At 44.2% G+C, this 14,542-nt stretch carries 12 protein-coding genes; 4 read left to right on the forward strand and 8 right to left on the reverse strand.

Annotated features, from left to right (window positions below; translation table 11 throughout):
* Positions 1-101: 101 nt before the first annotated feature.
* Both EZE20_RS06950 and EZE20_RS06955 read left to right on the forward strand, forming a co-directional pair.
* A complete protein-coding gene (locus tag EZE20_RS06950; RefSeq protein WP_132115924.1) occupies positions 102-1,892 on the forward strand; it encodes a DUF885 family protein in 1,791 nt (596 codons plus the stop codon).
* Between the two features lie 24 nt (positions 1,893-1,916).
* Positions 1,917-3,248, forward strand: coding sequence for a BNR repeat-containing protein (locus EZE20_RS06955; protein WP_165933430.1), 1,332 nt, complete (start codon positions 1,917-1,919; stop codon positions 3,246-3,248).
* A 7-nt stretch (positions 3,249-3,255) separates the two neighbouring features.
* Here the strand turns inward: EZE20_RS06955 and EZE20_RS06960 are convergent, their stop codons facing one another.
* The 3 genes from EZE20_RS06960 to EZE20_RS06970 all read right to left on the reverse strand — a co-directional run bounded on the left by EZE20_RS06960 (position 3,256) and on the right by EZE20_RS06970 (position 6,024).
* Complete coding sequence (locus EZE20_RS06960; protein ID WP_132115928.1) at positions 3,256-4,449, reverse strand: alginate lyase family protein; 1,194 nt, start codon at positions 4,447-4,449, stop codon at positions 3,256-3,258.
* A 423-nt stretch (positions 4,450-4,872) separates the two neighbouring features.
* Positions 4,873-5,517: a hypothetical protein gene (locus tag EZE20_RS06965; protein WP_132115930.1), complete on the reverse strand. Its 645-nt coding sequence runs from the start codon at positions 5,515-5,517 to the stop codon at positions 4,873-4,875.
* A 237-nt stretch (positions 5,518-5,754) separates the two neighbouring features.
* The gene (locus EZE20_RS06970) at positions 5,755-6,024 is read right to left on the reverse strand and encodes a hypothetical protein (protein ID WP_165933431.1); all 270 of its coding nucleotides are present in this window, start codon (positions 6,022-6,024) and stop codon (positions 5,755-5,757) included.
* Positions 6,025-6,544: 520 nt separating this feature from the next.
* Between EZE20_RS06970 and pgi the strand changes: the two genes are divergently transcribed.
* Both pgi and EZE20_RS06980 read left to right on the forward strand, forming a co-directional pair.
* Positions 6,545-8,194 carry a glucose-6-phosphate isomerase gene (pgi, locus tag EZE20_RS06975; protein ID WP_132115934.1) on the forward strand — a complete coding sequence of 550 codons (1,650 nt, stop codon included), beginning with the start codon at positions 6,545-6,547 and terminating at the stop codon, positions 8,192-8,194.
* A gap of 55 nt (positions 8,195-8,249) precedes the next feature.
* Positions 8,250-10,130 (forward strand): sialate O-acetylesterase, encoded by a 1,881-nt coding sequence (locus EZE20_RS06980; protein WP_132115936.1) that lies wholly within the window; start codon positions 8,250-8,252, stop codon positions 10,128-10,130.
* A 10-nt stretch (positions 10,131-10,140) separates the two neighbouring features.
* Here EZE20_RS06980 and EZE20_RS06985 read toward each other — a convergent pair whose 3' ends face one another.
* The 5 genes from EZE20_RS06985 to EZE20_RS07005 form a co-directional block, all read right to left on the reverse strand.
* Positions 10,141-11,640 carry a T9SS type B sorting domain-containing protein gene (locus tag EZE20_RS06985; RefSeq protein ID WP_165933432.1) on the reverse strand — a complete coding sequence of 500 codons (1,500 nt, stop codon included), beginning with the start codon at positions 11,638-11,640 and terminating at the stop codon, positions 10,141-10,143.
* Positions 11,641-11,673: 33 nt separating this feature from the next.
* Positions 11,674-12,051 carry a VanZ family protein gene (locus EZE20_RS06990; protein ID WP_228713613.1) on the reverse strand — a complete coding sequence of 126 codons (378 nt, stop codon included), beginning with the start codon at positions 12,049-12,051 and terminating at the stop codon, positions 11,674-11,676.
* Positions 12,052-12,213: 162 nt separating this feature from the next.
* On the reverse strand, positions 12,214-12,726 hold the full coding sequence (locus EZE20_RS06995) for a DinB family protein (protein ID WP_132115942.1): 513 nt from the start codon (positions 12,724-12,726) through the stop codon (positions 12,214-12,216).
* Positions 12,727-12,782: 56 nt separating this feature from the next.
* Positions 12,783-13,112 (reverse strand): antibiotic biosynthesis monooxygenase family protein, encoded by a 330-nt coding sequence (locus EZE20_RS07000; protein ID WP_132115944.1) that lies wholly within the window; start codon positions 13,110-13,112, stop codon positions 12,783-12,785.
* A 46-nt stretch (positions 13,113-13,158) separates the two neighbouring features.
* Positions 13,159-14,367, reverse strand: coding sequence for a multidrug effflux MFS transporter (locus tag EZE20_RS07005; RefSeq protein ID WP_132115946.1), 1,209 nt, complete (start codon positions 14,365-14,367; stop codon positions 13,159-13,161).
* Between the last annotated feature and the right edge of the window lie 175 nt (positions 14,368-14,542).

Here is a 14,542-nt window from a genome sequence, read left to right on the forward strand (position 1 = left end):
AAAAGTACATACAGGAAATTGTATATAATTTTCCTGTACGTACTTTTTACCATAAATTACATTTTAATTCTTAACCTACCCTTTATCAAATATTTTAACTCATGAAAAAATACTCTATGCGATTTGTTGAGCTTTTTGTTTATTTAATTCTTCTCGGGTTTGGGACTACATTCCCGCTTTCGGCGCAGGTTTCGACGTTGTATGAGCAGGCCACCGAAACCTCCGGACTTGTGATTCAGTATGGGCAGGACATCCGGGCGGTGCTTCACTTTTACTCGCCGATGTTAAGGCAGGAGGGCGGTTTTTCTTCCTCGGTTTCGGTGCTCAATTCTCCCGAACAGCGCAATCGGCTCGAAAAAGTGGATCGGGAATATCTTGAAAAGTTGAAAAAACTGGATTTCAAAAGTTTGAGTCAAGGTGGAAAAGTAGATTATGTTTTATTGAAAAGAGCTATTGAAGACCACCTGCTTACGTTGGACCAGGAAAAAACAAAGTATACTTCACTTGAATCGTATCTGCCTTTCGCCAATAAAATCTATGCGCTCGAAAAAATGCGTCGCCGGGGTGATGTTGTGGATGGAAAAGTTATTGCGGCAGAAATGACTGCCCTAAGCACGGAGGTTGAGACGGCTCAGGAAAAACTCAAAGAGGTAAAGGAATTGGATAAATCGTTGACCAATTTTGGTGAACAGGCTATCCGAAGTTTGAAATTGCGGTTGAAAAGTACCTATGAGTTTTACAACAGCTACGACCCGGCATTTACGTGGTGGGTGCCGGTTCCCTATAAAGGCCTTGACAGTGTTTTAACGGTTTATAGCAAGACTTTGGCAGGAAAAGGCAAGCTGTCAACAACTCAAAAAGAAGATAAAAGCGGGATTAAAGGCGTACCAATTGGCAAAGAAGAACTTCTGCGTCAACTGAAAGCTGAGATGATTATGTATACACCGGATGAATTAATTGCCCTCGCCAACAAAGAGTTTGCCTGGTGCGATGCCGAATTGCTGAAAGCTTCCCGCGAGATGGGTTTTGGCGATGATTGGAAAAAAGCGCAGGAAAAGGTGAAGAATTCCTACGTGCCCGAAGGGCAACAACCGGCATTAATTTTGAAGCTTTATAACGACGCAAAAACATTTATTGAGGCCAACAATCTGCTGGATTATCCAGAAATGGCAGATGAAACCTGGGGGATGCAAATGATGACACCTGAGCGGCAGTTGACTTCACCTTTTTTTCTGGGCGGTCGGGATATTATTATTTCGTACCCCACCAATGCCATGGAGCATACAGACAAACTGATGAGCATGCGGGGAAATAATCCCTACTTTTCCCGCGCCACGGTACATCATGAGTTAGTCCCCGGACATCATTTGCAGTACTACATGAATAGTCGGTATAAAACCTACCGTTCGGCATTTCGCACACCTTTCTGGACCGAAGGCTGGGCTTTGTATTGGGAATTGCTTCTATACGACAAAGGCTTTGCCAAAACTCCCGAAGAGCGAATCGGCATGTTGTTTTGGCGCATGCACCGCTGCGCCCGCATTATTTTTTCCCTTAACTACCACATGGGCGAATGGAGTCCACAGGAATGCATCGATTTTCTGGTAGATCGGGTTGGCCACGAACGTGCCAATGCCGAAGGAGAAGTGCGCCGGTCGTTTGAAGGAAACTATGGGCCACTCTATCAATTGGCGTACCTGGTTGGTGGATTGCAAATCTGGGGGTTGAAAAAAGAATTGGTCGATAGCAAAAAAATGACGTATAAACAGTTTCATACGGCCTTTATGAAGGAAAATAGCCTACCCATAGAAATGGTACGAGCTACGCTGACCAATCAACCGCTGACCCCGGAATATAAACCGGGCTGGAAATTTTATTCGTCTGATAATTAACGTATTCTTGTAATTAACGTATTCTTGAAAAAACTTCTGTTTTCTTTGCTGTCCCTTTTGGGCGTTTTGGGCTTGTTTCCGCAAGCTCAAAACGCTTTCGCTCAAAGTATTAAGTACCCGCTGCTCATTGACAGCGTGTGGACGGGGCATCCGGTTCGCTTCGATTTACTGACTTCCAATACGTTTCAATACGCTGCTTATTACAACGCTAACCGACAATTGGTAGTGGCTCAGCGAGCGCTAAATGATTCAAAATGGCAAAAAACGCTACTACCTACACAGGTAGCCTGGGATAGTCATAACTATGTGACAATGGCGATGGATTCGGATGGTTTTCTACATGTTTCGGGTAATATGCACAATGTGCCCATCATTTATTTCCGGTCTCAAAAGCCTGAGTCCATTTCTTCGTTTGATAAACTGCCAATGACCGGAAAACACGAAGATCGTGCGACTTATCCGGTATTTTTTAAGGATCAAAGCGGAACACTCTTTTTTCAATACCGCAACGGCGGCAGCGGAGATGGGCAAACTTATTGGAATCGCTACGATACGGGAACAAAAAGCTGGACGAGCCTTTTTGAAACTCCTTTTTTTGATGGAGAAAAAGAAGCCAACGCCTACATGACTAATCCAAAACTTGGGCCGGATGGCTATTTTTATATCGTTTGGATGTGGCGACTTTCACCTCTGGCCAATACCAATCATAATTTGTCGTGTATCCGAAGTAAAAATCTGGTTGACTGGGAAAATCTTGCCGGGGAAAATATCCCTCTTCCTGTACAATGGCGAAATACCCGTGCGGTCGTTGACCCCGTGGCACCATGGAATGGACTCATCAATATGGGTTTTCAAATTAGCTGGGATAAAAGTAAACTTCCCTACATTAGCTATCATAAATTTGATAATCAAGGAATTAGTCAGGTATTTTTAGCTCGTTGGGAGAAAGACCAAAATCATAAAAATGCCTGGATTACCTATCAAATCAGCCAATGGAAAGACTTTACCTGGGAGCTTAATCTCAATGGCTCTCTAAACTATTCGGTGAGTATTTCTGGAATTACTGATGGCGAGGACGGGAAATTGTCGGTTCAGTATGCGCACGAAAAATACGGACACGGAACCTGGATTTTGAACCGAAAAAGCTTAAAAATAGAGCAAACGTTACCAGATTCAACGGCAAAAAAACAAATGATTGATTCGCATTCAAGCATTCCGCAAGGAATGACTGGTCAAAAACATGCCGATAAGTCAGGGGATTATTGGCTAAACTGGTATACACTGCCTGCCAATCGGGACAAACCCCGCCCGGCACCATTCCCGGCTCCGGCTCCTCTGTTCCTTTACAAAAAATAGATAGAAGTTAATTTACCACAGAAACATGTGTCCAAAGTAGCGGATTTCTGATGGGTAAATTACGGATAACTTCCTCCGTTTGAGGATTATGGTCAAGTTTTTTCCAGCTTTCCAGCCAGGGTGTCCGGCCATACTTTGCGTAGGCAAAAAGCAGAAAAGGATGCGCTACGGGCCAATTGTCCCAGTACATCACATCTTCCCCAAACGGCCACTTTGCTTTGTCTGCTACATAGGGATATAAAAAATCTACTGCTTTTCGGAGGGTTCGGCCATCGGAGAGAGTAAAATCCCACAGGCTTGCAGCAGGCGTCGACAATACATGACACAGGGTAGTCATTGCGTCCAGATTAAAAAGCGAATAGCCATAAGGTTTAGTACGTTTGGTTTCCAATGGAAAACTGCCATCAGTGGCCAATTGTGTCGGCAAAAGTACCTTTTTAAACCGTTCCCGGCAGTAATCTAGCAAAGCCTGATTTCGGGTAAGGCGCGCAAAAACAGCGACTTGCATGGCCCAGCAGGTTCCATGATTGTTAAGGGCTTCGCGCTCACTTACGCCATACGGATGAGTGGTTACCCAAATCAGGTATTTCTCAAACCATTGCTGAATTTGATGAAAATCTTCGGGCGAAAACTCTTTGGCTTTTTCCATAACCAACACTCCCTGAGCAACTTCCATCATCTGAATCATGTCGATAATGCCAATGCCACGACCCGTTACCCGGCCCTGAATAGCCTGTGCATAGAGTAAGGAAGGATTCATACGGGTTTCTGGATTGATAAACCACGCTTTTAGGTGCGTTACCGCATGTTTTACATAGGACTCATCGCCCGTAAGTATATAGGCAGAAGCCAAGGTTCCTACGACCTGACTAAACCGGATCATTGCCTGACGATGAGCGGTAAAATTCTCCGGATTGGTCTGCCCGTCGCGTTGAATGTATGGTCCATTTGGATCATCCGGATTGGGCCACCAATAGTCTCCTTCTGAGTAAAAATCATGTAGTCCGCCCGCTGATCGCTCGCAGGAGGTGGCTGTCACAGTCACGGGTACCTGCATCATTGCCCAATGCGTTTTTTCAAGAATTATAGGGCGAAGTACCTCGCTTACTTCTTCCGAAAGAACTGATTTTCTGTCCCGTTGTGCATAGCATGTTTGGTAAAGTGCCAGTAAAAAGCAAAGAAGTATAAGTATTTTTTTCATAGAATTCACTCAATAGTTCACTGCAAAAAGGTACCCAAAATTTTGTACCCAATATCTTCTAAGAAGAGAATTTTAGGAGAAGTATACTAATTCCCAGGAAAGAGATGAGAAGTAGTGGGGTGTTAGATATATTGATCAAAATTTGAAAATAATATGAAAACGTGATAATATCGTTATGTATTTAATTTTAAGAAAATGGAGCTTAATGTATGCCTGTAAAATTTGGCCAATTGCGGAGAAAGAAAGCATTTATTGTATAAGTAGGGGTAAGGATCGCTTTGATTCGTCGATCAGAAAGTAGAAGGAACTTTATCTGAAATAGATAAAGGGAAGAAAGAAATCTACTTCAATCGCATTTTTTGTAATTATTCATAGGTAATTGATTCAAAAGGACGTCCCTGATTAGAGACGTTCTTTTTTTAGTTATTGCAAATCTTCTAAAACCTTCTGCTTCACGTTGTCATGAAAGGCCGCAATTACCTTTGCGTGTAGGAAAGGGTAAAGTACCTGCTCCCGAATATACGATTTCTCTGTGCCTTTATAAGTCGTTTTGTGAACGATTTTGGTAGTTACAGAATCAATTGCAGAAAAGCTCAGCACCTGACTTCCCTCGGTTTTTCCCCCTTCGATGTATGAAAATTCAATTTCTTTCTTCACCGAATCGACACGGATAATCTGATGAGCAACTGCGATGTTAACCAGGCCCCAAAGCAAACTAATATTTAAAAACAGGACCTGACCCTCTCGTAATCCGTCATATTCGTCTTCCATGTAGGTAAGCTCCTGACTGTTTTTGCAGTACATGCAACCAAAACTTACAATCTCGCTGCGCCAGGTCTCACGGGGCGAAATACTCAGGTAAGTATTCCATACGGTTGAAAGCTTGGCTTTTACCAGAAAGGTTTTGGAGTGTACGTGGTAAGTACTCTGTTCGGCAGGCTGATAGGAGGTAGATTTCAATTTGTCGAAATCAGCACAAGCGTGTAATTTTTTATCGGCCAAATATTCCTGAACGGTTTTTTGAGGTATGCGTTCAGATTGGATTATGGAGGTTTCTGAAATAGGCATATAGGCAAGTTTGCAACAGAGCGTAAAGCTAGTTAACGGCAAGAATTTAACTACTAATATAAACCTGATAGGGAATAGAATATACTTTTATAAGACTGGAAAATGTGCGGTACTAGGTAAAACTTGGGCCTCTAAATCAATTATAGGTAGAAATTCAGCTGAAAGAGCATTCCTGATTATCAGCAAATTGAATTACGAATAGTTGTTGATGTATTTAAATCTTCGAAGGATCAAAAATTATGATTTTTTCAAATACTCCAAAAGCGTTAGCACCAAAACCCATCCAACAACGAATAAAGCCGGGGCCAAAATCCACCAACCACTCATTGCTGCACCTACAACCAACTTCGCAATAATCAGCCCAATAGTACTAAGGAGATAGAGCACGATACCGGCAAAAAAGTAGGATTTGGCAATTTTTTTTTCTTTTAGAGTGCGTATTTTGTGCATAGCATGAACCGAAAAATTATCAGATAAATGTTTCTTTATACGTGCAAAAGTTAACAAAATAAATTATTTGTAACCTTTGTATCTATTTACGAAAATCCTATATTTGAGGGAGCAAGGCGTGTTTGTACTTATATAATAAGGAAATAAGCTCTATTAAGTGTTACTCATGAGCCAATAGATTTTTAACTACTATAAGAAATACAAGGTATTTTGATAATTTACTGCTAAATAAGTAACCGTATGTGCGTGAAGAATCCTTTCAAAAGTAGAAATAATACCACAGGTTACCAAAACGTTGAACAATTAGTATTTTGGATTTTAAAACAGCATTCAACTATGAAAGCCAGGGATGTATTTTTCCCAGAACTGATTCATGATAACAGAATGACATAGGTATAAATGAGGTGAACGATGTTGTCTCTTACCTGCTGACATTTTTCCTAGAAGCGCCAGAGTTTAGTATAAAACCGGGCAAATAGTAGGGCCCAGAAAGACTAGAAAAGTGGAAACAAACAGGAGAAAGGTTAAATTTACGGCACTAAAACTACTATTTTAACTAAAACTCACCTGTTTTTACATGCTCCCTGCAATCCCATTTGATCAGACTGCTGCTTTCAAAAAGCTCAAAACTCATCATAAATCTATTTCAAAAAAGCATTTGAGCGAGCTGTTCGCCGAAGATCCCAATCGGTTTAAGAAGTTTTCCATTCGTTTGGGTGATATATTGCTTGATTATTCCAAAAACCGAATAAATGGTCGTACACGGGCATATTTGGTGCAGCTAGCCGAAGAATGTAAGGTTGAAGAGGCGATTGAGCAAATGTTTGCCGGTCAAAAGATCAATGCTACTGAAAATCGGGCAGTGTTACATACGGCGCTACGAAACCGTTCAAATTCGCCTGTATTGTTTGATGGAAAAGATGTAATGCCTGAGGTGAATGCCGTGCTCGAAAAAATGAAGGTTTTTTCCACACAGGTTCGTTCCGGTAGCTGGAAAGGATACACGGGCAAAAGCATCTCTGATATTGTGAATATAGGCATTGGCGGCAGCGATCTTGGGCCTTTGATGGTAAGCGAAGCCTTGAAGGCCTACGGCAAAAAGGACCTTAATCTGCATTTCGTTTCCAACGTGGATGGCACACACATTGCCGAAACGTTGAGTCGGCTTAATCCTGAAACCACGCTATTTATGGTGGCTTCGAAGACATTCACCACGCAGGAAACGATGGCAAATGCACATTCTGCCCGTCATTGGTTTCTGGAACAGGCACAAGATCCGGCTTTTGTGAAAAAGCATTTTGTAGCTATTTCAACAAATCAGAAGGAAGTTGAAAAGTTTGGGATCGATCCGGCCAATATGTTTGGATTTTGGGATTGGGTCGGCGGGCGTTACTCACTTTGGTCGGCTATTGGGCTTTCGATCGCCTGCGGGATTGGTTTTCCAAATTTCGAACAACTTCTCGCTGGTGCGCACGACATGGATAATCACTTCCGTACAACCAAACTGGAACGTAACATGCCCGTAATGCTGGCATTGTTGGGAGTTTGGTATACCAATTTCTTCGGGTCACAATCGCACGCAATTTTACCGTATGATCAATACATGCATCGATTTGCTGCATATTTTCAGCAAGGTGATATGGAAAGTAACGGAAAATGCGTTGATCGTACGGGTAAAGCGGTTACGTATCAGACTGGTCCCATTATTTGGGGAGAACCCGGAACCAATGGTCAGCATGCATTTTACCAGTTAATTCATCAAGGTACTAAGCTGATTCCTTGTGATTTTATTGCTCCGGCAGTGAGCCATAATCCGCTTGGTGATCATCATAAGATGCTGTTATCCAACTTTTTTGCCCAAACCGAAGCACTCATGAACGGAAAGTCGGAAGCGGAGGCACGTGCAGAATTGGAAGCAGCTGGTAATAAAAAGGAGGTTACAGATTTTTTGGCGCCGTTTAAAGTTTTTGAAGGAAATCGGCCCACAAATTCAATTTTGGTGAAAAAAGTGACTCCCCGCGTTTTAGGAAGTCTGATTGCGATGTACGAGCACAAAATTTTTGTAAAGGGCATCATCTGGAATATTTTCAGTTTTGATCAATGGGGTGTTGAACTGGGCAAACAATTGGCCGGAAAAATTTACCCCGAATTACAAAACGACTGGCCAATTCAGGAGCACGATAGCTCTACCAACGGCCTGATTAATCAGTATAAACGCTGGCGTTAGTCAGCCGCAGGGATGGAAGTGCTTTTCTGTCCCTGCATTCATCCATTTATCAACTATGTTTGCACGTGTAGCAGGAGGGTTTTTGATAGTTTTTACCTTAACAATCACGCAGGCTTTTGCGCAATTAACCATCACATTTCCCACTACACGTGCTGTTTTTCAACGCAACAATTCCAACCAAACTACACTTTACATGGCAGGCACATTTGACATCTGCCTGGACCGTATCGAAGCCCGGCTTACTCCGCGTGTAGCAGGTCAGGGAACTGCCCTAAACTGGACAACCCTCCAAACAAACCCTGTTGGCGGACAATTTTATGGATCTGTGGTAGCGTTTGGTGGGTGGTATGATCTGGAAATTCGGGGTATCCGAAATGAAAGCGTAGTAGCTACTCATTCAGTGGAGCGGATTGGCATTGGTGAAGTCTTTGTCATTGCCGGGCAGTCCAACGCCACAGGAGGAGGCGACCTGCCAAACGGACCCGGGGCGGCTGATGATCGGGTCAGTAGTATTAATTTCCAAAATATCAATCTTGAGACAAATACGGTAATTCCCTATCCGCAGGCGCAGCTTCCTTGTCCTGAATTTGTACATTTGGACGCTAATGTAAAAACCGCTCCGTTCGGAAATTATGCCTGGTGTTGGGGGGCGTTTGGTGATTTGGTCGCCGCCCGGCTCAATGTGCCCGTTCTGATTTTTAACGCAGGTTGGTCAGGTACCTCTTTATTCAATTGGAGGGAGAGTATTCCAACCAATGGCCAAACAAATAGTAACTTTGGGTTCCCTTTTCCTACGGGCCTGCCTTTTGGACATCTTCGTCTTGCGCTCAATAACTACGTTGCGCAACAGGGCTACCGGGCCGTTTTGTGGCATCAGGGCGAACTGGATAATTTCTACGAAACATCCAGAGAAAGCTATCGGTCTGATCTGAGGCAAATCATTGAAGCGAGCCGCAGCTTATCGGGCAAGCCCAATCTCGCCTGGATGGTTGCCCGTGTTTCGCGCATGACCAAGAATGGCGTCTCCCGGCTATGGCAACCCGTAATTGACGCTCAAAACGATGTGATTGGGAACAATGGAAATGATCCGGCTTTGGTTTTACCTCAGGTTTTTTCGGGCCCCGAAACGGATGTTTTGGAGGGTCCGGCTTTTCGGCAGGCAGATAATATCCATTTTACAGGAAGCGGATTAATTTCCCTGGCGCAGGCATGGGACGGAAGCATTACGGAATCCTTCCTTTCTTCTTCATCTCCTTATCTACCAACTGCCCCTCCACAGGTGGCTGTTGCCTGCGGGCCCGCGACAAATCAGTTGACGTTTCAGGCACCGGGAGGCTGGGTGGCACAGCAATGGCTCCCCCAAAATGACTGTCATCAGGTATTGGACCAAAACCAATCGTGGGCAGCTTCGACGGGAGTTTATCGATTAAAAGTTCGGGACAATTTTGATAATGTGGTACTGTCGCCTTTGTTAAAAGTACCTTCCCAAACAAACGCTGACGTGTCGGCTTACGGAAATACGACGGTTAGTCAGGGCGGAACGCTAACCATTCTTTCGTCGTCGGCCACGGCATGTTCCTATTCATGGACAGGCCCGGCGGGGTTTGCCAGCACAAATCCAACGGTATTTATTTCCAACACACAGTCTTCACAAGCCGGGACGTATACGGTTTCGGTTACTAACCCCTACGGTTGTCAGGCCGTAAGCTCGGTACTGGTTTCGGTGGTTTCAACGCTTGAAAGTGCTTCCTCAGGCAATTGGAACGAGCCTTCTACCTGGACCTGCAACTGCCTTCCCAATGCATCAACGTGTGTGAAAATTAATGCCGGCCATTCGATCACAATCAATGGCGCTACGGTACAGGCAAAGTCTGTCACGCTCGAAGCAGGTAATTTGATTTTTGAAAATGGAGGAGTGCTGTCAACAAACAACTAACTTTTAATTCTCACCGAATCAGTAAAACCCGACCCAAACGGGTGTGGACTTCACTTGGGTCATAGGCAAGGCGGTACGAAATACGGTACGTATAAAGATCTGAGTTGGTCGGACTTTCCATGTACATTCCGTTCCAGGATACCGCAGGGTCCGCTGTTTCAAAAACCACTTCTCCCCATCGATTAAATATCTGCATAGAAAAAGTAGTAAATGCGCAGGTAGTAAATACCTCAAACGTATCATTATAGCCATCTTTATTGGGCGAAAAAGCCTCGGGCAGAAACAAATCGCAGGCTCCGCAATCTTCATAACTTACCTGTACCCCGGCATTGACTGTACCACAAGTACTACTTATTTCAACGGAGTAAAATCCGGGACTTGCAATGGTTCGGGTGGGTAGTTGACTGCCATCCTGCCACCGATACCTTACATCAGGATTCACAGGTAGGGCAATTTTCCAGCTTTTTGAAGCGCAAAGAACCGTATCAGCAGGCCAATTTGGTTGCAAGGTTCCAACTTGTGCACGAATCATCGCCGTATCCCGACAGTCGTTTTCACCTACAACATACAAAAATTCATACGATCCGGGTTTGTAATCAGCTATGACGAGTTCGGGGTCGGCAGAAAGGGCCGAATTCCCAGGTCCTAGCCATTTTCCACCCGTATCATGCGAACGGAGTAAGGTGTTCAGAAGGAAATTTGAAGAGGTTTCGCAAAGAAAAATAGTTGAGTCCCGTCCGGCTTTTGCTTTTTGCTGCGTATTTGCTTCCAGGGCAGAGGCTGCTCCATAGATAATCCCGTTGAGGTTCAGGTTAGAACAAACACGGGAAGTACCCGCATTGGTAGCTGATACCTCATACAGACTGTTGCCGCCAAGTGCATACATGCGGGGTTTTCCTCCGGAACAATCCAGTGCGCCGATGGTAACAACCCCAAAAATGGTACTTGTGGCGTTCATTCTGCCCAAAGAAACAGATTGTTCGGGATTGGTGATATTTACACGAACGAGGTTATTATTCTCAGCCGCGAGGTAGAGATTGCCTTCAAAAAAAGTAAGATCGCCTGCGGCCTGAAATCTCATGTTTCCAAGTACACTGGTTACTGCCGAGGTGGTATCAACCGAAAATAGAAAACTAGACTTGCTGGATGCTGCGTATAAAATTCCGGAAGCGCTGAATACCAGGGAGTTGAAGTCGTCGCCCGGCAAAGGATATAAGTTTCCAATCAAACTGGGTGCCGCTGTTTCACGATTAATTTTGTATAGTCGGTTATCCTTTCCATTGCCATACAGCTCGCCACCGGGGCTGATCGCTATGTCAAACATAGGAACTCCCGTATTCCCAATGATTTGACCGGAACATTTCTCTACGTCAATCAGCACCAGATTCCCATTGTCAAGGGATACATAAGCTTGTTGGGCTAGTCCATGAGTAGTAAAAAACAGAAGAGCAATAGCGCTGAAAAGGCAGCCACGAACTGGGTTTAGGAAGGAAAGTTTTAAAGTCAACATGGACATATAAGTAGCCAGTGTAAGGACAAATCTCTAGTTGGAAATCGTGTGCCGCTGAATGGTCGGACGAGAAACGATATAAAATCCTAGCGCCAGAAAAACTCCGACGGCATCGGCCAGGGCGTCCCACCAGTCAAATGTCCGGTCAAATGGAAGCCATTGCTGATAAAATTCCAGGAAAATTCCGAAGCAAATTCCAGATAAACAAACGATCAGAATCTTCTTTGGATACAGAAGCAACCATAGGAGCGTCCATCCAAAAAACAACCCAAAGTGGACGATTTTATCAAAGCCAATTATGGGGGCATTGGGTATGCTTTTCCCGGGAAGCGTGCAGGCTACCACGATCAAAAATGTCCACAAAAGTGCAGGCCATGAATGCCGGGAAAAATAGGTAAGGATCGCTTTCAAGAGGAGAATGGAGTTTAAATTTTATATAGAAATGTATGTGTGCATTACATTTTGCCGTGGCGGTACTTTAGATTTCAGACCTCAATATAATATTCTGTGTGTCAGGATCTGATTAAAATAACGATACATAAAAAATACCGACCCATTGGGAGCTCGTTTCCATTAATCAGCATTTTTTATATTCAGATTTACACCAGCATAAAATCCCAAATCTTCATTCCGAAGCTGTTTCGTCCAAAAAGCGATTTGGCCGGTATGATAGGAATAATGCTCGACCACATGAATAATTATCCCGATACCTGTAAGTTCATATCCCTGTACCTGAATTGTCGTCAGAAGTGCTGTTTCGTTAGCGGACCTGATAACCTCCTCCGCTTCTTGCACCGTATCTTTCAATCGTTGTAAAAGTTCCTGTTTTAGCAAGCCGCCCGTAGCCGAAAATTCGGCATCGCGGGTACGGCTGTCAGGCTGACGCCCCAAACCAGAAATAATATACTGCCGAATATTTCCGCACAAATGCAGCAGAAGGTTACCCATGCTGTTGGAGGCGTTGTTGGGGCGCTGCCAGACCTCTTCTTCGGTGAGCCTGCCCAGGCAAGCCTCAATGCGGGGCGTATTTAATTGCATTCGGTGAATCGACTCTTTGGAAAATTCGGTTATCCAGGGGGATGTCATTGTAATACAGTTATTATTTTTACTTCAAAGTAGCTTTTGTAAAAAGAACTATCGATTTATAAATTAAAATCTCCCCACGAATAAGCACGTTCCACCAGGCAAATTCGGGTAGTATAGGCAGTATACCAGTCGCTCCGGCCTGTTTGTTGAGCAAGGATATGTTCTGTATTCGTTTTCCAGTTTCTGATAGCTTCAAGACTTTCCCAGTACGAAACCGTCACACCGATCTGCTCACGGGCAGCCTCGTGGCCAAGGTAACCGGGTTGTTGTTTGGCGAGCTCTTCCATGCGTTGGGCCGTTTCTGCATAGCCTTCGATGATGTCAGAGCGAACGCTCGTAAAAATAACTGCGTAGTAGGGGGGTGGAGGTGTAGTAGCTAAATGCATGTTTTAGGAAGAACAGGGTGGTAAACTGTCCTATAAAAATAGTGATTTATCCGTGAACTACCGTCTGACGGCGTTTTAGAATCAGGCGCTGAACCAGGATTAAGGAGGCACTGCAAATGGCACAAAAAGCCATCACGCCAGTCATGGGAAAGGCCGTTTGATTATGTAAAACACTCACCATGGCAGAAGCTACTGCGCCAAAAAACATTTGGGAAAAACCGATGAGAGCGGAGGCGCTGCCCGCATGTTCAGAAAAAGGAGCTAACGCAAGCGCCATGCTGTTTGGTCCCAAAAAACCATTTCCGAATAAAAACAGGAACAGCAAACCCAACAAAATCCAGGCAGATAAGGTCGAAAAGCTAACACTTAACACCAGTAGAAAACCAAACAGTGCTACAATTAATGAAGTGTTTTCGGCAATCTGCAAACTGTTGAAACGCTTTAAAGCAAGTCTATTGAGTTGACTTCCAGCAATATATCCAAAAGAATTAAAACTAAAAAGAAACCCGTATTGGGTTTGAGTAAACCCTAGTTTTTCCATAAAGATAAAAGGCGATCCACTGATGTAGGCAAAAAGGCTGGCCATAGTAAAACCGCCCGCCAATCCGTACACAATGAAAGCCGGTTCTTTCACAACGTACCAATAGCCTTTAAGTACCGATGCGGGCGCAAGCTTTACGCTAGGGTCGGGGCCACGGCTTTCGGGTAAGATCAGAAAAACCGCCGTCAACATGGATGCGCTGATGAGCGCAAGGGTATAAAAAATGGCGCGCCAGCCGAGTACGGTCACCATCCAACCGCCAATCGTGGGGGCAATCAGCGGTGCTGCACCCATAACGAGCATCAGTGTAGATATAACTTTTGCAATGTCGGAAGGTGGAAATAAGTCGCGCACAACGGCCCGTCCGGCCACCATGCCTGCACAACCACCAAGTGCCAGGAGCATGCGCAGGCCAATGAGCCATTCGATACTCGGTGCCCATGCACAGGCGACAGCCGCAAGTGTATAGAGCGTTAGGCCAAATAAAATGGGTATTTTACGTCCGAATCTGTCTACAATAGGCCCGTACAAAAGTTGTCCGACGCTTATACCAATGAAATAGCTTGTCAGAGAATAGCCCACTTCGGCAATGCTCGTGTTGAGGTCGGCCGCGATGGCTGGAAAACCCGGCAGGTACATGTCGATACTGAATGGACCAAGTGCCGAAAGGACGCCCAGTAGCAGAATAATTTTTTTTAGTTCACGCGGATTCATTCTCCTCACTAATAATAGAATACAAATACAAAGATAGTCTTTTGGATGGAGGACTTGAATTAAAATCCAGTAAACAAATTGTATTTTTTTGATATAATAATAAATAGTGTCTTAAAGTTACCTATGTGATTCGTGCATTCAGTTTCCTGATTATTTGGATGAATTATAAACCAAA

Origin of the sequence: Arundinibacter roseus (genome assembly GCF_004348825.1) — a bacterium.
GTDB lineage: Bacteria > Bacteroidota > Bacteroidia > Cytophagales > Spirosomataceae > Arundinibacter > Arundinibacter roseus.

What these genes read in the sequence shown, in the direction of transcription:
- EZE20_RS06985 (WP_165933432.1), bottom strand. Translation starts at nt 11,640, where the DNA reads ATGTTGACTTTAAAACTTTCCTTCCTAAACCCAGTTCGTGGCTGCCTT.
- EZE20_RS06965 (WP_132115930.1), bottom strand. Translation starts at nt 5,517, where the DNA reads ATGCCTATTTCAGAAACCTCCATAATCCAATCTGAACGCATACCTCAA.
- EZE20_RS07000 (WP_132115944.1), bottom strand. Translation starts at nt 13,112, where the DNA reads ATGCATTTAGCTACTACACCTCCACCCCCCTACTACGCAGTTATTTTT.
- EZE20_RS06950 (WP_132115924.1), top strand. Translation starts at nt 102, where the DNA reads ATGAAAAAATACTCTATGCGATTTGTTGAGCTTTTTGTTTATTTAATT.
- EZE20_RS06980 (WP_132115936.1), top strand. Translation starts at nt 8,250, where the DNA reads ATGTTTGCACGTGTAGCAGGAGGGTTTTTGATAGTTTTTACCTTAACA.
- EZE20_RS06960 (WP_132115928.1), bottom strand. Translation starts at nt 4,449, where the DNA reads ATGAAAAAAATACTTATACTTCTTTGCTTTTTACTGGCACTTTACCAA.
- pgi (WP_132115934.1), top strand. Translation starts at nt 6,545, where the DNA reads ATGCTCCCTGCAATCCCATTTGATCAGACTGCTGCTTTCAAAAAGCTC.
- EZE20_RS06995 (WP_132115942.1), bottom strand. Translation starts at nt 12,726, where the DNA reads ATGACATCCCCCTGGATAACCGAATTTTCCAAAGAGTCGATTCACCGA.
- EZE20_RS07005 (WP_132115946.1), bottom strand. Translation starts at nt 14,367, where the DNA reads ATGAATCCGCGTGAACTAAAAAAAATTATTCTGCTACTGGGCGTCCTT.